The sequence below is a fragment of the Nonomuraea roseoviolacea subsp. carminata genome (genome assembly GCF_024172185.1).
In the GTDB taxonomy this organism is placed as follows: domain Bacteria; phylum Actinomycetota; class Actinomycetes; order Streptosporangiales; family Streptosporangiaceae; genus Nonomuraea; species Nonomuraea roseoviolacea.
In genome coordinates, this window is sequence record NZ_JAMZEC010000001.1 from 5,913,982 (window position 1) to 5,932,593 (window position 18,612).

Sequence of the window (18,612 nt, forward strand, 5' to 3'; positions counted from 1 at the left end):
GGTCACCTCTCGACGGCCAGGCGCAGGCCGAAGCCCACGATGACCACGCCCGTGACCCGGTCGAGCAGCCGCCGGACCCGGTCCGTGCGCAGCACCCCGCTCATCAGCGTCGCGAACCCGATGAGCACGGTGCTCCACACCAGGCCCTCGGCGGCGTGCACGCCGGCCAGCAGCAGGCCCATGACGGCGTGCGGGGCGTCGTCGGGGATGAACTGCGGCAGCATCGCCACGTAGAAGGCGCCCACCTTGGGGTTGAGCAGGTTCGTGACCAGCCCGCGCCGGAACCCGGTCCGGAAGCGCGTCTCCCCCCGCCCCTCCTCCTCGGGCGCCGCACCCGCGGCTCCCTTCGTGAGCAGCATGCGCACACCCATCCACAGCAGGTACGCGGCCCCGGCCCAGCGCAGCACGTCGTACGCGAGCTGGGAGGCCGCGAGCAGCGCGGACAGCCCGGCCGCGGTGAGCCCGCCCCACAGCAGCGTGCCGAGCTGGACGCCCAGCACGACGCCCCAGGCCGGGCGGCGTCCGGCCATGACGGTGGTCCGCAGGATGAGCGCCGTGTCGAGGCCCGGCGTCACCGTGAGCAGCGCGACGACCAGAGCGAACGAGGCGACGGAGGCACCGATCTCCATGGTGCCGAACCCTACCGAAAGCCTCTCGAATGGAGCGGATCACCCTCCCCTGGACACATGGGCCGCGTCGGCGATCTATTCTCATGTGCCGTGAGTGAAGCGGGAGAGCGCCACGCGAGCTGGCTGGAACTGTTCTTCGACCTGGTCGTGGTGGTGGCGGTGGCCCAGCTCGCGCACCGGCTCCAGCACCCGACGTGGGCGAACGTCGCCCTGTTCGCGGTGCTCTACTACGCCGTGTGGAGCATCTGGACGTCGTTGACCCTGTACGCCAACGTCCGGGCGGAGCAGACGCACACGCGCAGCATGCTTATCGGCATGTTCGGCATCGCCGTCATGGCGGCCGCCGCGCCCGACGTCGCGCACGAGATCTCCGGGGTCGGCACGCACGACGGCTGGTTCATCGCCGCCTACATCACCTGCCGCGTCAGCGCCTCCCAGTCGCTGCAGGCCGCGGGCACGGTCATGACGGCCTGGCCGGCGGCCCAGCTCGGCGCGGGACTCGCCCCGTGGTTCGCCTCCATCTGGATGGAGCCGCCGGGCCGCTACGTCATGTGGGGGCTCGGCGTCGTGCTGGACGTGGCCTTCTCGGTGCTGCAGAGCCGCCGGCCGGAGAAGTTCGTCGACGAGATGCGGCGGCAGGCCGAGCGCCTGGAACGTCGTGAGCGGCGCAGGCTGCTCAACGGCCGGTCCGCGCACGTGGTCCGGACCGCCGTCCCGGCCGTCCTCGACCCGGCCCACCTGGGGGAGCGGCTCGGCCTCTTCGTGATCATCGTGCTGGGCGAGGCGGTCATGCAGGTCGTCGTGGCCGCCTCCGGCCACGACTGGGGGGTGCCGCTCGGGCTCGCGGCCGTGGCCGGGTTCGGGCTGATCGTCTCCCTGTGGTGGCTCACGCTCCACTACGGTCTGAGCGCCGTCCCGAACGCCGGCGAACACGGGCTCAAGTCGTACATCGCGCTGCCCGCGCACTTCGCCATGACGGCGGGCATCACCGCGACCGCCGCCGGCATGGGCGTGGTGGCCGCCGCGCCCGAGGAGCACCTGCACGGCGGCACCGGCTGGGTCATGGGCGGCGGGCTGGCCGTCTACTTCGCGTCCTCCGCCGTGCTCGGCGTGGCGGCGCGGGCCGGTCGCGTGTGGATCTGGGTCTGGGCGGTGCCGTCCATCGTGCTGCCGCTGGCCGTGGCGGTGATCTCGGGACTCCTGCCGGGATGGGGCGTGGTGGCGCTGCTGCTCCTCGTCGCCCTGTGGCGCGTGGCCTACCGCCCCCGCGGCGGCGGGGCCGTGGAGGCGGCCGCGGCGGCCTGACCCGTTACGGGATCAGCAGCAGCTTGCCGGTGGTGCGGCGGGCCGTCAGGTCCTCGTGGGCCCGGCTCGCCTCCGCCAGCGGGTAGCGCGCGGAGACGTTGACGCGCAGCCGTCCCGTGCGGATCCACTCGAACAGGTCGGAGGCGCGCTGGAGCAGCTCCTCCCGCTCGGCGATGTAGTGGACCAGGGTCGGGCGGGTCAGGAACAGGGAGCCGTTCCCCGCCAGGACCTGCGGGTCCAGGGGCGGGACCGGGCCGCTGGCCGCGCCGTACAGGGCCATCAGGCCGCGCGGGCGCAGCGCCTTCAGCCCGCCCTCGAACGTCGTGGCGCCCACGCCGTCGTAGACCACGTGCATCCGGCCGCTCAGGGCCTCGGCGAAGTCGTCGTAACGCAGCACCTCGTCGGCGCCCGCCTCGCGGGCCAGCTTCTCCTTCTCGGGCGTGGACACGGTGCCGTGCACCTTGGCGCCCTTGAGCTTGGCGAGCTGCGTGAGGAGCTGCCCCATGCCGCCGGCCGCGGCGTGGACGAGCACCTGGTCGCCCTCGCGCACCGCGTACGTCGAGTGGGTGAGGTAGTGGGCCGTCATGCCCTGGAGCATCACGGCGGCGGCCAGCTCGGCGCTCACGCCCTCGGGGACCGGCACCACCCGTCCGGCGGGCACCACGGCCTTCTCGGCGTAGCTGCCGAGCACGCTCGCCCACGCCACCGTGTCGCCGACGGCGACGTCGCGCACGCCCGGGCCGACGGCGGACACGACGCCCGCGCCCTCGGAGCCGATCGTCGTGGGCAGCTCCAGCGGGTACGCCCCGGAGCGGTGGTAGACGTCGATGTAGTTGACCCCGCTCGCCGCGACGTCGACCACCACCTCGCCCTCGCCCGGCTCGGGGTCGGGACGTTCGACGTACTCGAGGACCTCTGGCCCGCCGTTGGCGGAGATGACTATGGCACGCATGCTCCTAGTCAACCCCGGAGTCCGGCGCCGGATTCCACCGGGCGGCACCGGCCGCGCCGACCTGGCGATCCTCCACGGGCCCTTACGGACAGTTGACTAATGTGACTAAAACGGAATACTGGGACACCTGATTCGGCCGCTGCGGACGGACGGACGGCTTCCTCCGTGCTGCCGCCGTCCCGCCGGATGTCCCCCTCCCCCCGACCCCAGGATTCTCATGCCGCAAGACCCCCTCATCCTCGCGACGGTGATCGGCGTCGCCGTGCTGGCCGTCGCGGGCGTCCTGTTCGTCCATCTCCGCGTACGGCGGGACCTCGTCGAGGCCCGCGCGCAGCTCGCCCAGGCCCGGCAGGCGCAGGAGCACCTGTCCCGCGAGACCAACGCGAGGGACCAGCGGCTGAGGGAGGCCGAGCGGCAGGTCCACGAGGCCGAGCGGCAGGTCCATGAGGCCGAACGGCAGGTCCGCGAGGTGGCGGAGCGGCAGGCGCTGGAGGCCGCCGAGGCCGTCCGCGAGGCCCGCGGCCACTACGAGCAGATGTGCGCCGAGACCGCGTACCTGCTCGACAAGCGGATCCCCGCGCTGGTGTCGCACCTGCGCTCCCCGCACGTCATCGTGCCCGGGCTGCGCGACGCGACGCTGGCCGGCACCGACGTGGACCGGCTCCACCGCGGCATCCTCGACGCGCTCGCCCGCGCCATCCGCGAGGAGGGGGAGCGCGTCGACGAGGCGGCCCAGGCGGTCGTGCGCGGCGCGATGTCCCGCGTGCAGACCCAGGCGCTGCGCGCCCAGGACCTGCTCGCCGACGTGCAGCGCCGCTACAGCGGCGACGAGCACACGGCGCTGCTGCGCGAGGTGCTGGGCCTCGACATGTTCAACGAACTGATCATCCGGCGCGTCCAGGCGACCGGCATCGCCTGCGGCGCCACGCCCGGCCTGTCGCGTGACGACACCTACCTCGTGGACCTGGTGGTGGGCGCCATCTCCCGCGTGGAGAACTTCGAGCAGCGCGTCGAGGGCCCGGCCAACCACCTGCGCCGCCGGGTCGGCGTGGCCGCCCGCGCCGCCGAGCCGATCCTGTTCGTCACCTCCGAGCTGCTGGCCAACGCGGTCCACCACTCGCACGGCACGCTCAAGGTGTCCATCGCCGTGCACGAGACCAACACCGGCGCGGCCATCGTCATCGACGACGCCGGGGTCGGGCTGAACGAGGAGCAGTTCGCCCGCGCCACCCGCCTGCTGAACGGCACCCACCCCGTGCGGCTGGTGGACCTGGGCAACCCGCCGCACACCGGCTGGGCGGCGATCGGCCGGCAGGTCGCGCACTACGGCATGCAGGTCACGGTCAAGAAGAGCGCGTTCGGCGGGGTGCAGGCGGTGGTGGGCATCCCCAACGGGCTGCTGGTGGAGATGCCGGAGCACAGCCGGCCGTCGGTGCTGGCGCCCGAGCCGGTCAGGGCGGTCGCCGCCGCGTCGCTGCGCCGCGAGCCGGCCGCGACGCCGGCCCGGGCCGCCGCTCCGGACCCCCGGCCGGTCCCCGCCCACGCCGCGAGCGCAACGCCGGCCACGGCCGAGGACACCGAGGAGCAGGCCCGGCCGGAGAGCGCGGAGCCGCTCCCCGGGCTGCCCCAGCGCCGCCGCCAGTCGCCCCGCGCCACGCCCGCCCGCGCCGCCCGCCCGGCCGCCGGACACCCCGGCACGACCGCGGACCGGGCGCTCACCACCCCCGAGGAGGCGCAGAGGCGGTGGGGAGACTTCCAGACCGGCGCCGAAGCGGGCCGCCGCGAGGCGATCCCGTCCCAGCCGCACGACATCACCGAAGGGAACTGACCACCCCATGGACGCCCACTCCGCAGCCACCACCGCGCAGACCAGGGGCCGCCCGCTCTCGCTCGACGTGTCCTGGGTGCTGGCGCCGCTGCTGGCGCTGCCCGGCGTCGCGAGCGGCGTGGTGCTGAGCCGTGACGGGCTCATCCTCGGCGGCTCCGCCGGCCTGTCCGTCGAGGCGGGGGAGCGCTCCGCCGCGATGACCAGCTCCGTGCTCGGGGCCGCGCGCGCCCTCTGCGCCGGGCTCGGCGGCGCCGCCGACGGCGAGGTGGTCGACATCGTCATCTCCACGGGCGCCGGCTACACCTACATCGCCCCGGCCGGCGAGCGGGCCGCCATCGTCGTGTCCGCCACCGGAGGGGTCAACATCGGCTCGCTGGCGTACGAGGTGCAGCTCCAGGTGCAGAAACTGATCAAGGCCCTCGACGAGGCCAGCGCGGCCAGGACGCCGGGTCCGCGCGCATGAGCTCCGGACGGCAACGGCGGCGTGTCGTACCGGACTACATGGCCGCCGCCAGGGTGAGCGTCCCCGAGCACATCAGCGTCGAGCGGACCACCCTCGTCTACGTCGCCCCCGACGTGGTCGCCGACGGGCTCGACCCGCCCGCCTCCCACCTGCTCACCCTGCTGGCGGAGGGGCCGCTGTCGGTGTACGAGTGCGCGGCGCACCTCGGCCTGCCGTACTGCGTGGTGCGGCTGCTGGTCGCCGGGCTGGCGGCCGGCGGAACCCTGCTGACCCGCGACCCGCCCCCCGCCGACCTGCCCGACCTGGAGATCTTGGAGTTGGTGATCAGTGGCCTCCGCGCGCTCTGACGGCCGCATCAGCGCCGACCACGTACCGGTCAAGCTGGTCATCGCCGGCCCGTTCGGCGTGGGCAAGACGACCATCGTCAACGCCCTGTCGGAGATCGAGCCGCTCAACACCGAGGAGGTGCTGACGCAGGCCGGCACGCTGGTCGACGACCTCACCGGCGTGAACGAGAAGACCACCACCACGACCGCCATCGACTTCGGCCGCCTCACGCTGCCCGGGGTGGTGCTCTACCTGTTCGGGGCGCCCGGACAGACCCGGTTCCAGGTGCTGTGGGACGAACTGGTCCGCGGCGCCCTCGGGGTGCTGGTGCTGGCCGACACGCGCCGCATCGACGACAGCTTCGCCGTCCTGGACCTGGTGGAGAACGCCGGGATCCGCTACGCGGTGGCCGTCAACCACTTCCCCGACTCGCCCCAGTACCCGTCCGACGCCCTGCGCCAGGCGCTGGACCTCGACCCGCGCACGCCGTTGCTGGTGTGCGACGCACGCGACCCCGTGTCCGCCCGCGCGTCCCTGATCGCGCTGGTGGAGCACATCAGAGAACTGGTTCTGTCATGACGACGCGCTACATCCCCGACGCCGGCCGCCTGTACGGGCCGGAGTTCGCCCGCGACCCGCAGGCGGTCTACGCGGAGCTGCGCCGGCGCTACGGCCCGGTCGCGCCCGTCGAGATCGCGCCCGGCATCGGGGCGCACCTCGTGCTCGGCTACCAGGCCGCCGTGGACGTGCTCACCGACGCGGGCGGGACGTGGAGCAAGGACTCCCGCGCCTGGATGGCCACCCTGCCGGAGACCCCCGAGGCGGCCGGCGCGGTCGGCATGCTCGGCTACCGGTCCAACGCGCTGTTCTCCGACGGGGCCGAGCACGCCCGCTACCGCAAGGCGATCATCGACTGCTTCGGCATGGTCCAGCCGCACAAGCTGCGCCAGCTCGTGATCGAGGTGGCCGACTCGCTCATCGCCCGCTTCGCCGCGAACGGCGAGGCCGACCTGGCCGGCGACTTCGCCCGGCCCATCCCGCTGAAGATCTTCAACCGGCTCTTCGGCCGTCCCGACTCCGACAGCGACGCCCTCATCAGCGCCCTGTCGGACCTGATGGAGGCCGACGGCGAGGCCGGCGCGCGCGGGCTGGACGCCTTCAGCCGCTACCTCGGCGAGCTGGTCGCGGCCAAGTACGCCGAGCGGGGCGACGACCTCACCTCCTGGCTGATCGACCACCCCGCCGGGCTGACCCAGGAGGAGCTCATCTGGCAGCTCGTCCTCGTCGTGGCCGCCAGCTACGAGCCCACGGCCAGCCTCATCTCCAACGCCGTCTCCCGCATGGTCAGCGACGACCGCTACTACTCCTCGCTCACCAACGGGGCCCTCAGCACGTACGACGCCCTGCTGGAGGCGCTGCGCGCCGAGCCGGCCATGGCCAACTACGGCCCCTACTTCGTGCGGCAGCCCGTGCACTTCCACGGCACCTGGATCCGCCCGGCCGAGCTGGTCCTCGTCTCCTACGCCGGGGCCAACACCGAGCCGACGAACGTGCCCGACGAGCTGCGCTCCGACGGCGGCGCCTACCTCGGGTTCGGCGCGGGCCCGCACCGCTGCCCCGCCAGTGACCCGGCCATGCTCATCGCGATGACCGCGATCGAGCGCCTGACCTCTCACCTGTGCGACCTGGAGCTGACCGTGCCCCGCGAGGAGCTGTCCTGGCGGCCCGGCCCGTTCCACCGGTCACTGGCACACCTGCCGGTGCGCTTCACCCCCATCCGTCCTGACCAGCCTGGAGAATCCCCTTGGGCAGCGCAGCCCCCGTCGTCCTCGATCCCTTCGGCCGAGACCTTCCCGGCGAGGTCCGCAGGTTACGTGACCTCGGCCCCCTGGTCCTCGTAGAGCTTCCCGGAGGGATCCCCGCCTGGGCCGTCACCCGCCACGACCTGCTCAAGGACCTGATCCTCAACCCCCTGGTCAGCAAGGACAAGCGGCACTGGCGGCTGCTGCCCCGGGCCGCCGCCGAACCCGCCTGGACCTGGATCCTCACCTGGATCGGCGTGTCCAACATGCTGAGCGCCTACGGCGAGGAGCACCGGCGGCTGCGCCGGCTCATCGCCCCCAGCTTCACCGCCCGCCGCACCAAGGCGATGCAGCCGATCGTCGAGGGGATCGTCGCCGAGCTGCTGGACGCCATGGCCGCCCTGCCGTCCGGCCAGGCCGTGGACCTGCGCGCCGCGTACGCCCATCCGCTGCCGATGCGGGTGATCTGCGAGCTGTTCGGCGTCCCCGCGCACATGCGGGAGGAGATGGCCCGCATGATGGAGGCCATCATGGACACCACCGCCACCCCTGAGCAGGCGGCGGCGACGGCGGCCCAGATCGGCACGGTCCTGCCCGCCCTGGTGGCCTACAAGCGCGAGCACCCCGGCGACGACCTCACCACGGAACTGATCAACGTCCGCGACAACAGCGCCGCCGGCGTCGGCGGAGGCGCGTCGCTGAGCGACGACGAGCTGCGGGACACCCTGCTGCTGCTCATCGCCGCCGGGCACGAGACCACGGTCAACCTGATCGGCAACGCCGTGCACGCCCTGCTCACCCACCCCGACCAGCTCCGGCGGACGCTCGCGGGGGAGATCGGCTGGGAGGCGGTGATCGAGGAGACCCTGCGCTGGGCCCCGTCCATCGCCAACCTGCCGCTGCGCTTCGCCATCGAGGCCATCGACGTGGACGGCGCGCGGATCGAGGCGGGCGACGCGATCATCACCACCTACCTCGCCGCCGGGCACGACCCGGACCAGCACGGCCCGGACGCGACCCGCTTCGACGCCACCCGTCAGGGGGAGGAGCACCTCGCGTTCGGGATCGGCGTGCACCGCTGCATCGGCGCCCCGCTGGCCCGCCAGGAGGCGCTGGCGGCGCTGCCCGCGCTGTTCGCCCGCTTCCCCGAGCTGAGCCTCGCGGTGGAGGAGGACCGGCTCGCGCACGTGCCGTCCTTCATCGCCCACGGCTGGAACGAGCTCCCCGTCCACCTGCACCGCTGACGCCGTGCGGGCTCTCCGTATCTCTCACGATCAAGAGCGAGAGCGCGACCAGCCCGCCCGGCTCGGGGACCGGCCACCCGCCCCTGGACGCCGTCTCGCCGCACCGCCGTCCCGGCCACGGCGTCGCCGCCATCCCCGCCCAAGCCGACGCCACCCGTCCGATCAGATCCTGCCTGATCAGACCCTGCCCGGTCAGGCCCCGCTCGATCAGGTCGCACAGAGGCTGGTCAGGGGCCGGGCGGCGTCGGCTGTCCGTCGCGATGCGCCCGGAGGCGTCAGGGGATCTCGACCCGGGCGAGGGCTCCCGCTTCGAGGGCCACCCAGATGGCGCCGTCGGGCCCGACGGTCAGGCCGTGCGGCTCGGCGCGGACCGTACCGGCGTCCGCCCCGGGACCCGCCTCCCCGCCCGCACCCTCCGACGAGGACACGGAGGACGACGGCGGGGACGACGGCGGAAGCGGGAGGTCGTACTCGTCCACCTTGCCCTCCGGCGTGATGCGGCCGAGGCGGTCGGCGGCCCACTCGGTGAACCACAGCGCCCCGTCCGGTCCCGAGACGATGGCGTGCGGACGGCACGCGCGGTCGGGCAGCGGGAACTCCGTCACCTCACCCGCCACGGTGATGCGCCCGATCTGCCCGGCGCCGATCTCCACGAACCACAGCGCCCCGTCGGGCCCCGCCGTGATGCCCACGGGCGCGGCTCCGGACGTGGGCAGCCGGTGGATCGTCATCTCCCCGTCGAGCGAGACCCGGCCGACGGCGTCGCCCTGGTTGAGCGTGAACCACAGGGCGTCGTCCGGTCCGGCGGTGATGGTCGAGGGCATGCCGCCCTTCACCGGTATCTCGAAGTCGGTCACCGTGCCGTCACCGGCGATCCGCCCGATGCGGTCGTCCTGCAACTGGGTGAACCACATCGCCCCGTCCGGCCCGGCCGCGATGCCGTAGGGCGCGCCGACCGTGAAGGACGTCACCTCGCCCGTCTCCGTGACCCGCCCGACCCGGCCACCCTGGAATTCGGTGAACCACATCGCCCCGTCGGGACCGGGTGTGATCACGGTAGGCCCGCCGTCGGCCGGGTCGAGCCGGTGGACGACCGGTTCGCCGCCGGGCACGAGCCTGCCCACCATCCCCTGATGGACCAGCGTGAACCACAGCGCCCCGCCGGGGCCGGTCGCGACGCCGTAGGGGGCGCCCTGCGGGATCATGGTCAGTGACATACGCGTCCTCCTGAGACTTCGAGCCGCGTGCCCCGGAATCGCCGCCGGAGGGCGCGGTCGTGCGTGACCACCACGAGGGTGCCCGTGAAGTGGTCGAGGGCCTGTTCCAGTTCCTCGGCGAGGTCCGGGGACAGGTGGTTGGTCGGCTCGTCGAGCAGCAGCACGTCGTGCTCCTCGGCGAGCAGCCGGGCCAGCGCCAGCCTGCGCCGCTGGCCCACGGACAGGGCGCCCACCCTGAGGTCGAGCGTCTCCGCCCGGAACAGGCCGGTGGCGAGCAGCGCGGCCCGCCGCCCGTCGGGATGGCCGTGGCCGTACGCCTCCAGCACCGGCAGGGACGGGTCGAAGGACGTCTCCTGGGTGAGGTGACCCACCCGGCCATGGGCCCGCTCGGCGACGGCCCGCAGCAGCGTGGACTTGCCCGCGCCGTTGTGCCCGTGCACGAGCAGCCGGTCGCCGGACCGGATGACCAGCGACTCCACGCGCAGCCGGTCGGCGACGCGGACGTCACGCAGCTCGGCCACCACCGCACGTGCGCGTGTCGGGGCGGCGGATGGGAGACGGAGGTCGTGCGGTTCCCGGGGACGGAGGTCGTGGGGGTCCGGGGGAGGGGTGGTCCGGCTGCTCTCGGAGGCGGCGTCCGCGCTCGTCACGGTCGTGGCCTCGGGGGAGGGGGCGGTGAAGGCGCCGTGGAAGCGGAGCGGGTCGGGGGGCCGGGGAACCGGGTCGGCCTCCAGGCGGCGCAGGCGTTCCTGGGCGTTGCGGACACGGGTGGCGATCGAGCTCTGGACGCGGCCGGCGTTGCGGTCGTAGGCCATCTTGTTGTTGTCGCGCATGGCGCGGCCGGCGGCCACGCGGTGGGCGGTCGTCGCGGCGTGCTCGCGCACCTGCCGGACCTCCTCGCGCCACGCGGTGTACGCCTGCTCCCAGCGGGCCCTGGCCGCCGCCTTGGCGGTCAGGAAGCCGGCGCAGCCCCCGCCGAAGCGGGTGACGCCGCCGCCCTCGACCTCGATCACGGCGGTGACCACCCGGTCGAGGAAGATCCGGTCGTGCGACACGACCACGACCGTGCCCGGGTAGCCGGCCAGCCGCTCCTCCAGCCAGCCGAGCGCGGACTCGTCGAGATGGTTGGTGGGCTCGTCCAGGAGCAGCGTCGCGGGGGCGGCGGCCAGCACGCAGGCCAGCCCGAGTCGCGCCTGCTCGCCCCCCGACAGGCTCCCCAGGGTGCGGTCACGACCGCCCGGCGCCAGGTTCCCCGGCAGGTCCAGGCCGTCCGTCCCCTCCCGGTCCTGCCTGGTGGGTTTCTCCTGGGCCGGGCGGTCCGTTCCCTCCAGGCCCCGTCTCGTGGGTGCCTCGTTGCCTTGCCTTCCGGGTTGCTCCCGGTCGTTTCCTGAGCGTCCCTCCCCGCCCTGCCTCATCGCTTCCTGCCCGTCGTGTCCCGAAGGCGTGCCCGTGCCGGGCCCTGAGGTCTCGTCCGCGGCCTCCTGAAGACGGGTCGCGGCCTCGTCGCCTCGCATGCTGGGCTCGCCGGTCGCCGACGGGCGAGAAGGGGCGGGGCCGGTGGCGAGGTGGGGGAGGCCGAGGGCGTGCAGGGACCTGTCGACCCGGGCGTCGGCCTCGTAGCCGCCCCGCGCCTCGAACGCCGTGAGCAGCTCGCCGTACTCCTCCAGCAGCGCGTCGAGGCCCGAGCCGGGGTCGGCGGCGAGGGCGGCCTCGATCTCGCGCAGGCGGCGCTCCATCGCCCGGAGCCCGGCCAGCGCGGCGTCGATCGCCTGCTGGACGGTGAAGTGCGGCGGCAGCCCCAGCGTCTGGCCGAGGTGACCGATCTCGCCCGTCACGACGACCTCGCCGGAGTCGGGCCGTTCGGCGCCGGCCAGGAGTCGGAGCAGCGTGGACTTGCCCGAGCCGTTCTCGCCCACGATGCCCAGGCGCTCGCCCGGCCGGACGGACATGGACACGCCGGACAGAACCCTGCGGTGGCCGTAGGACTTGGTGATGTCTCGAAGCAGGATGGTCAGGATGGAGCTCCAATCGCAACTGGTGTAGCTTTAGTGTGGCAGAGGTGAAGAGTTAACGCAACTGGAGTTGTCTTTGGAAGTGACGAAGCGACCCGGCGGACGCAGCGCGCGGGTCCGTGACGCGGTGCGGAACGCCACGCTGGCGGAGCTGGCCGAGCACGGGTTCCGCGGCCTGACCGTGGAGAACGTGGCGGAGCGGTCCGGTGTCCACAAGACGACCGTCTACCGGCGATGGGGCAGCGTCGAAGGGCTCATCGCCGACGCGCTGGAGCTGGCCGCCCACGAGCCGTGGCCGGTCCCCGACACGGGCACGGTCGAGGGCGACCTGCGCGGGGTCGTGGAGCTGGTGCGCAGCGGGTTCGAGGACCCGGAGCTGGGGCCCGTCTCGTCGGCGTTCGTGGCGGCGGCCATGCAGAGCCCCGAGGCCGCGCGGGCGCTGCACGCGTTCTTCGAGGCCCGCCACGACCAGTCGGCCCAGGTCGTACGGCGGGGCGTGGAGCGGGGGGAGCTGCCCGTCACGGTCGACGCCCGCGAGGTGGTCCGGGTCGCGGTCGCGCCCGTCTACTACCGGTTGTTCGTCGCGCACGAGCCGGTGAGCCGGGAGGACGCCGACCGGGCCGCCGACGCCGCCCTCGCCGCCGCCCGCGCCGGAGTCCTGTAGCCGACAGCCGACCCAGTCCTGCTGCGGCCCGCCCGCGCCGGGGTCCCGTGCAGGCGGTCCTCGTGCGGCCGGAGGCGGGCTCAGGTCTGCTTCTGGCCGCGCAGTTCGAAGTCGTCGAACGACATCCTCAGCACAGAGTCGTCCCCCTTGGGGGTGCGGGCGAACAGCCCCACGTACCCGTTGCCGAGCCCGCTCGGATCGTCCACCTGCTGGACCTGCTCGCCGTTCACCCACATCGTGAGCCGGACGTCGTCGCCGCGCTGCTCGCACGACGCCTCGATGCGGACCCGGCCCGGTTCGCCGCCGACCTTGACGGGCTGCGCCAGCGTGCCGCCCGAGCCGTCCAGGACGCGCCGGATGCGGGCCTGCCCCTTGGTGTCCAGGCCGAACTCGTACGACGTCGAGTCGTCGGCCGAGCGGCAGTACACCCCGTACTCGCCGCCGCCCACGACCTGCCGCACCTGCGCGGTGACGCCGACGACCACGCTCGCGGGCATCATCGGCGTCGGCGTGCTCGACGGCAGGGGCGCGCCCGTGGGCGAGGCGATGAGGTACGACGTGGGCGCCTTGATGCGGCGCTCCTCGTAGGTGTCCTCCACGTCGACCCCGAACGTGCCGTCGCTCCGGTAACCGTAGGACGCGGTCTCGTCGGAGTCGTAGGTGCCGCCCCAGCCGCCGGAGGTCTGGGTGAAGTCCTCCTGGAGCAGCACCGGGCCCTCGGGCGGGCTGCCGGGCGAGAGCAGCGCCCATCCGGCGATCCCCGCCCCGGCGAGGGCGACCGTGACGGCCGCGATCCCGGCCACCAGCCGGCCCCGCGACGTCCAGCGCCCACCCGAGGTCCCGCCATCGAAAGAGGCCCCGCCGAAGGACGCCCCGCCGCCGAAAGACGTCCCAGGTCCGCCGGGCACCCCCGGATGGGTGAACGGCGTCGTCCCCGGCTGTTGCCAGCTCAGCTGCACCGTCCGCGCCGTCTGCTCCGGCGCCGCCGAGCGGCCCACCAGGTGGTCGAGGAGCTGCTGCGCCGTCGGCCGGGCCGCCGGGTCCTTGCGCAGGGCCGCGGCGACCAGTTCGCGCAGCCCGGGATCCACCTGGCTCAGGTCGGGCTCGGTGTTGAGCACCTGGTAGACGATCGCCGGCAGCGTCTCGCCGCCGAACGGGGCCCTGCCGCTGGCCGCGTACGCCACGAGGCAGCCCCACGAGAACACGTCGCACGCGGCGGACACCGGATCGCCCCGCAGCACCTCGGGCGCCATGTAGCGCGGCGTGCCGACGATCTCGCCGGTGCCCGTGACCCCGCCGAGCGTGTCGAGCGCCCGCGCGATGCCGAAGTCGATCACCCGGGGGCCGACGGGCGACAGCAGCACGTTGGACGGCTTGAGGTCGCGGTGGACCACCCCGGCCCCGTGGATGGCGGTGAGCGCGGTGGCCACGCTCACGGCCAGCGCGTCGAGGCTGGACCCGCGCAGCGGCCCCGACTGCTCGACGGCCTGCTCCAGGTTGGGTCCGGGCACGTACTCGGTGACGACGTAGAGGAGCTGGCCGTCGAGGTCGGCCTCCAGCACCGCGGCGGTGCAGAACCTGCGCACCCGCCTGGCGGCGTCCGCCTCCCGGCGGAAACGCATGCGGAACTGGTCGTGCTGGCTGAACTCCGGGTTGATCACCTTGATGGCGACGCGCTGCCCCGCGGTGTCCTCGGCGAGGTGCACCGTGCCCATCCCGCCCCTGCCCAGCACGCTCAGCAACCTGTAGCGCCCGATGTGGGAGGTTTCACCGCTCACGGCGGGTTAGCTTACCGATATCGGCCTCGTCCGGGCGGGCCGACACGGGCTCCCCGCCGACACGGGCTCCCCGGCCGGCTCACCGCACCGGCCGAGCGGGCGTGAGTGACTTGCGCTCCACGCCGCGAAGAACATATGTTCGATATGTAAGAACACCCGCCTTCCCCCGGGTGGCTGGACACAGTCGACGAAGCCGCGGGGAGAGGCGTCTTGAGCAGACTCTATGGCGATCCGATCGAGGTGTGGACTCGCGACGGCGAGCCCAGCCAGTTCGTCTGGCGCGACCGGCTCTACCTCGTGCGCCGCGTCCTCGACCACTGGGTGGTGGCGCGGGAGTGGTGGAAGGTCCGGGAGGGCGATCCCGGTGAGCGTCAGTTCTGGCGGGTCGAGGCCAGCCCGGGGCGCGAGCCCGGCTCGTACGAGCTGAGGTTCGACACCGCCAGCGGCGGATGGCTGCTCATGAGGGCGTGGGACTGATGGCCGCGCCGTTCCCGCACCTCAACGTGGCCTCCGCCTACTCGATGCGGTACGGCACCGCGTTCCCGCGCGAGCTGGCGCGGCGGGCGGCCGACGACGGCATGGACATCCTCGCGCTGACCGACCGCGACGGTCTGTACGGGGCGGTCAAGCACGCGCAGGCGTGCGCGGACGCGGGGATCGGGCCCGTCTTCGGCGTCAGCCTGGCCCTCGCCGAGCCCGACGGCACCCTCGACGGCCTCGGGTACGGCGGCACCCTCGACGGCGCCCTGGACAGCGCCCTCGACGGCGCGTTCGGCGGCCTCGGGCATCCGGGAGCGAGCCGCGGACGGCACCGCCCCCGCACCCGCCCCCGCACTGGGGCCGACGCCGAGGACCGGATCACCGTGCTGGCCCGTTCGGGCGGCTGGTCGCGCCTGGCGCGGCTGGTCACCGACGCCCACTACGCGGGCGAGCGCGGCGAGCCCCGCGTGACCCGCGAGATGGTGGCCGCGTGGGCCGGCCCCGGCGACACCCCCGACGACGGGCTCGTGGTGCTGCTCGGCCCGAGGTCCGACGTGGGCCGGGCGATGGCCGCGCGCCGCGACGACCGGGCCCGGGCGCTGCTCGCCCTGTGGCGCTCCATGGTGCCCGGGGTGGTGGTCGAGCTGGTCGACCAGTACGGCTTCCGCGACGCCGTCACGGCCGTCCACATGCTGGCCCTGGCCGAGTCCGCCGGCGTGCCCGCCGTGCTCACCAACGCCGTCAGGTACCTCGACCCGGACGACCACCAGGTGGGCGACGTGCTCGACGCGGCCCGCCAGCTCGTCCCCCTGCACCCGCGCCATCTGGAACGCACCACCTCCCACGCCTACCTCAAGGGCTCCAAGGACATGGCCCGGGTGGCCGCCCGGATCTGCGGCTCCGACTCGCGCCGGGCAGCCGACCTGCTGCGCGCCACCCGCAGGGTCGCGGAGCAGTGCGTGATGGACCCGGGCGAGCTGCTCGCGCTGCGCGCCGACCCGCCCGCCCTGCACCTGCCCGAGATCGGCGCCGACCCGGTGCCGCTGCTGCGCCGCCGGGTGGAGGACGGGCTGGCCGGGCGCGGCCTGGCCCGCTCGCGCGAGGCCCGGGAGCGGCTGCGGGACGAGATGGACATCATCGAGCGCAAGCGCCTGTCCGGCTACTTCATCGCCGTGTCCGACATCACGGGCATGATCCGGCGCATGGGCGTCCGGTGCGCCATCCGCGGCTCCGGCGCGGGCAGCCTGGTCAACTACCTCATCGGCATCGGCGAGGTGAACCCCCTCGACCACGGCCTGCTCATGGAGCGCTTCCTGTCGGAGGGCCGCGTCGGGCTGCCCGACATCGACGTCGACGTGGAGTCCGCGCGCCGGCTCGACTGCTACCAGGCCATCTTCGACCGGTACGGCGAGGCGCGCGTGGCCTGCGTGTCCATGATGGAGACCTACCGGGCCCGCAGCGCGATCCGCGACGTGGCGGGCGCGATGGGCCTGCCCCCGTACGAGATCGACGCGATCGCCAAGGCGTTCCCGCACATCCGGGCCAAGCAGATCACCGCGTCGCTGAGCGACCTGCCCGAGCTGCGTGACAGCAGGCTGGGGGAGGCGGGGCTGGACCGGGTGTTCAAGCTGGCCGAGAAGCTCGACGGGCTGCCCCGGCACATCGCGCTCCACCCGTGCGGGGTGCTCATCGGCAACGCCGGGCTGCGCGACCGCACGCCGGTGGAGCGCAGCCTGCTGGGCTTCCCGATGTCGCAGTTCGACAAGGAGGACGTGGAGGAGGCGGGGCTGCTCAAGCTGGACGTGCTGGGCGTGCGCATGCAGTCGGCGATGGCGTACGCGCTGGGCGAGATCGAGCGCGTCGACGGCGTCAGGGTCCGGCTGGACGAGCAGCGCGCCCCCGAGGAGGCCCACGAGGGCGCGCAGGTGCGGTACGTGCCGCACGACGACCAGGACACCTACGACATGATCTGCGCCGCCCGCACCCTGGGCTGCTTCCAGATCGAGTCGCCCGGCCAGCGCGAGCTGGTCGCCAAGCTGGAGCCGCGCGCGATGCACGACCTGATCGTGGACATCTCGCTGTTCCGGCCGGGGCCGGTGAACTCCGACATGGTCACCCCGTACCTGGAGGCCAGGCACGGGTGGCGGTCGGCGTACTACCCGCACGAGCGGCTGCGCGAGCCGCTGAAGGAGACGCACGGCGTCGTGGTCTTCCACGAGCAGGTGCTCAAGGTCATCGCGGCGATGACCGGCCGCGACCTGTCGTTCGCCGAGATGCTGCGGCGCTCGCTGGGCACGCCCGAGGGGCGGGAGCTGGTCCGCAAGACGTTCGGGCCGCTGGCCAGGGCGAACGGGTTCGACGACGCGACCGTGGAACGGGCCTGGAAGGTGCTCGACGCGTTCGGCGGGTTCGGGTTCTGCAAGGCGCACGCGGCGGCGTTCGCGCTGCCCACGTACCAGTCGGCCTGGCTCAAGCGGCACCACGCGGCGGCGTTCTTCGCGGGGGTGCTCACGCACGAGCCCGGCATGTACCCGCAGCGGGTCATCATCGACGAGGCCCGGCAGTGCGGGGTCGCCATCCTGCCGCTCGACGTGAACAGGTCGGGCCGCGACTGGCAGGTGGAGCGCCTCGGGCCGCGCCCGCCGCTGCGGCTCCAGGTCCGGGCCGACGCCCTGGGAGAGGCCGGCGTCCCAGGAGAGGCCGGCGCTCCGGGAGAGGCCGGCGCTCCGGGAGAGGCCGGCGCTCCGGGAGAGGCCGGCGCTCCGGGAGAGGCCGGCGTCCCGGGGGAGGAGGAGAGGCCCCGGCGCGTCCCCTTCAAGGCCGAGGAGCTGGGCAAGGGGTACGCGCTGCGGGTGCCGTTCTCGGCGGTCAAGGGGGTGAGCGAGGCGGAGGTGGACCGCATGGTCGCGGGCCGGCCGTACACGTCGCTGGCGGACTTCTGGGACCGCGCCCGGCCGTCGCGGCCGGTCATGGAGCGGATCGTGCAGGTGGGCGGGATGGACGCGCTGCACGGCCTGAGCCCGGGCGGCCCGGGCGAGCGCTGGCGGCCCGGCCGCCTGACCCGCCGCGACCTCGTCGCCCAGGTCGGCGCCCTCGAACGCGCCTCCGCCGCCTCCGGCGTGGGACACGCCACCGCGGGCCGCTCCCGCCGCTACGCCCCGGCCGGGCCCGCCCCGTCGGGCGGCGGGCGCGAGGGGGAGGCGGCGGCCGTGCAGCTCCCGCTGGGGTTCGGCGAGCACGTGCCGCCGGGCGAGCTGCCCGAGATGACCGAGGCCGAGATGGTGGAGGCCGAGCTGGAGATCCTCGGCATCGACGTCTCACGCCACGTGATCAGCTTCCACGACGACCTGCTCGACGCGCTCGGCGTGGTGCGCTCCAAGGACCTGCTGCGCCAGCGCAACGGCGCCGAGGTGCTGGTCGCCGGGGTCAAGGTGGCCACGCAGACGCCGGCGGTGCGCTCGGGGCAGCGGGTCATCTTCACCACGCTCGACGACTCGACGGGACCGGTCGACCTGACGTTCTTCGAGTCGGTGCAGGGCAGGTGCGCGGCGACGGTGTTCGGGGCGTGGCTGCTGGTGGCCAGGGGCGTGGTCCGTCGCACGGGGCCGCGGGCGGTGTCGCTGCGCGCGGTGGACTGCTGGAGCCTGGCCGACCTGGACCGGGTGTGGCGTTCGGAGGGGATCGAGGCGGTCCGGGCGCTGATGTCCCGGGAGGGAGTGCCGCGGGGCGGCGTCGGCGGGCGGCCGATCGAGTACGCCAACGGCTTCCGGCTCTCGCCGTACTCCGACATCGGCCCGGCGGTCACGTCGCCGCCGCGCCGGCTGTGGCACGCGAGCCCCGGCAGCTCCGGCCCGACGGCCGCGTGAGGACCCCGGCCGCAACGGGCGGGGCCGGGTCGCCCGGCCCAGTCG

General features: G+C 73.9%; 15 protein-coding genes. 10 read left to right on the plus strand and 5 right to left on the minus strand.

Going from position 1 to position 18,612, the window contains the following annotated elements:
* Window positions 1-2 precede the first annotated feature (2 nt).
* A complete protein-coding gene (locus tag HD595_RS27415; RefSeq protein ID WP_253773871.1) occupies window positions 3-629 on the minus strand; it encodes a LysE family translocator in 627 nt (208 codons plus the stop codon).
* 90 nt (window positions 630-719) lie between these two features.
* On the opposite strand from HD595_RS27415, the gene HD595_RS27420 reads away from it, so the two are divergent.
* Window positions 720-1,934: a low temperature requirement protein A gene (locus tag HD595_RS27420; protein ID WP_253773873.1), complete on the plus strand. Its 1,215-nt coding sequence runs from the start codon at window positions 720-722 to the stop codon at window positions 1,932-1,934.
* 4 nt (window positions 1,935-1,938) lie between these two features.
* On the opposite strand, the gene HD595_RS27425 is transcribed toward HD595_RS27420, so the two are convergent.
* Window positions 1,939-2,886: a quinone oxidoreductase family protein gene (locus HD595_RS27425; protein WP_253773875.1), complete on the minus strand. Its 948-nt coding sequence runs from the start codon at window positions 2,884-2,886 to the stop codon at window positions 1,939-1,941.
* 217 nt (window positions 2,887-3,103) lie between these two features.
* Between HD595_RS27425 and HD595_RS27430 the strand changes: the two genes are divergently transcribed.
* Genes HD595_RS27430 through HD595_RS27455 form a run of 6 tightly spaced genes read left to right on the plus strand, consistent with a single transcriptional unit; the run spans window position 3,104 to window position 8,550 of the window.
* Window positions 3,104-4,714 (plus strand): ATP-binding protein, encoded by a 1,611-nt coding sequence (locus tag HD595_RS27430; protein ID WP_253773877.1) that lies wholly within the window; start codon window positions 3,104-3,106, stop codon window positions 4,712-4,714.
* A gap of 7 nt (window positions 4,715-4,721) precedes the next feature.
* Entirely contained in the window at window positions 4,722-5,177 is a 456-nt protein-coding gene (locus HD595_RS27435) for a roadblock/LC7 domain-containing protein (protein WP_253773879.1), read from the plus strand.
* Entirely contained in the window at window positions 5,174-5,524 is a 351-nt protein-coding gene (locus HD595_RS27440) for a DUF742 domain-containing protein (RefSeq protein ID WP_253773881.1), read from the plus strand. The genes HD595_RS27435 and HD595_RS27440 overlap by 4 nt, the downstream gene beginning before the upstream one ends.
* Window positions 5,505-6,083 carry a GTP-binding protein gene (locus HD595_RS27445; RefSeq protein ID WP_253773883.1) on the plus strand — a complete coding sequence of 193 codons (579 nt, stop codon included), beginning with the start codon at window positions 5,505-5,507 and terminating at the stop codon, window positions 6,081-6,083. The genes HD595_RS27440 and HD595_RS27445 overlap by 20 nt, the downstream gene beginning before the upstream one ends.
* Complete coding sequence (locus HD595_RS27450) at window positions 6,080-7,405, plus strand: cytochrome P450 (RefSeq protein WP_253773885.1); 1,326 nt, start codon at window positions 6,080-6,082, stop codon at window positions 7,403-7,405. The genes HD595_RS27445 and HD595_RS27450 overlap by 4 nt, the downstream gene beginning before the upstream one ends.
* Window positions 7,309-8,550 carry a cytochrome P450 family protein gene (locus tag HD595_RS27455; protein WP_253773887.1) on the plus strand — a complete coding sequence of 414 codons (1,242 nt, stop codon included), beginning with the start codon at window positions 7,309-7,311 and terminating at the stop codon, window positions 8,548-8,550. Before HD595_RS27450 ends, HD595_RS27455 begins: the two co-directional genes overlap by 97 nt.
* A 275-nt stretch (window positions 8,551-8,825) precedes the next feature.
* On the opposite strand, the gene HD595_RS27460 is transcribed toward HD595_RS27455, so the two are convergent.
* Window positions 8,826-9,767, minus strand: a complete 942-nt coding sequence (locus HD595_RS27460; protein WP_253773889.1) for a Vgb family protein — start codon at window positions 9,765-9,767, stop codon at window positions 8,826-8,828.
* Window positions 9,758-11,722, minus strand: a complete 1,965-nt coding sequence (locus tag HD595_RS27465) for an ATP-binding cassette domain-containing protein (protein ID WP_308211244.1) — start codon at window positions 11,720-11,722, stop codon at window positions 9,758-9,760. The genes HD595_RS27460 and HD595_RS27465 overlap by 10 nt, the downstream gene beginning before the upstream one ends.
* 139 nt (window positions 11,723-11,861) lie before the next feature.
* Here HD595_RS27465 and HD595_RS27470 point away from each other — a divergent pair, with 139 nt between their 5' ends.
* A complete protein-coding gene (locus tag HD595_RS27470) occupies window positions 11,862-12,443 on the plus strand; it encodes a TetR/AcrR family transcriptional regulator (RefSeq protein ID WP_253773891.1) in 582 nt (193 codons plus the stop codon).
* Between the two features lie 80 nt (window positions 12,444-12,523).
* Here HD595_RS27470 and HD595_RS27475 read toward each other — a convergent pair whose 3' ends face one another.
* Window positions 12,524-14,221 carry a serine/threonine-protein kinase gene (locus tag HD595_RS27475; RefSeq protein WP_253773893.1) on the minus strand — a complete coding sequence of 566 codons (1,698 nt, stop codon included), beginning with the start codon at window positions 14,219-14,221 and terminating at the stop codon, window positions 12,524-12,526.
* Window positions 14,222-14,431: 210 nt separating this feature from the next.
* On the opposite strand from HD595_RS27475, the gene HD595_RS27480 reads away from it, so the two are divergent.
* Window positions 14,432-14,698 carry a DUF6504 family protein gene (locus tag HD595_RS27480; RefSeq protein WP_253773895.1) on the plus strand — a complete coding sequence of 89 codons (267 nt, stop codon included), beginning with the start codon at window positions 14,432-14,434 and terminating at the stop codon, window positions 14,696-14,698.
* A complete protein-coding gene (gene dnaE / locus HD595_RS27485) occupies window positions 14,698-18,567 on the plus strand; it encodes a DNA polymerase III subunit alpha (RefSeq protein WP_253781327.1) in 3,870 nt (1,289 codons plus the stop codon). The genes HD595_RS27480 and dnaE overlap by 1 nt, the downstream gene beginning before the upstream one ends.
* The last annotated feature ends 45 nt before the right edge of the window (window positions 18,568-18,612 follow it).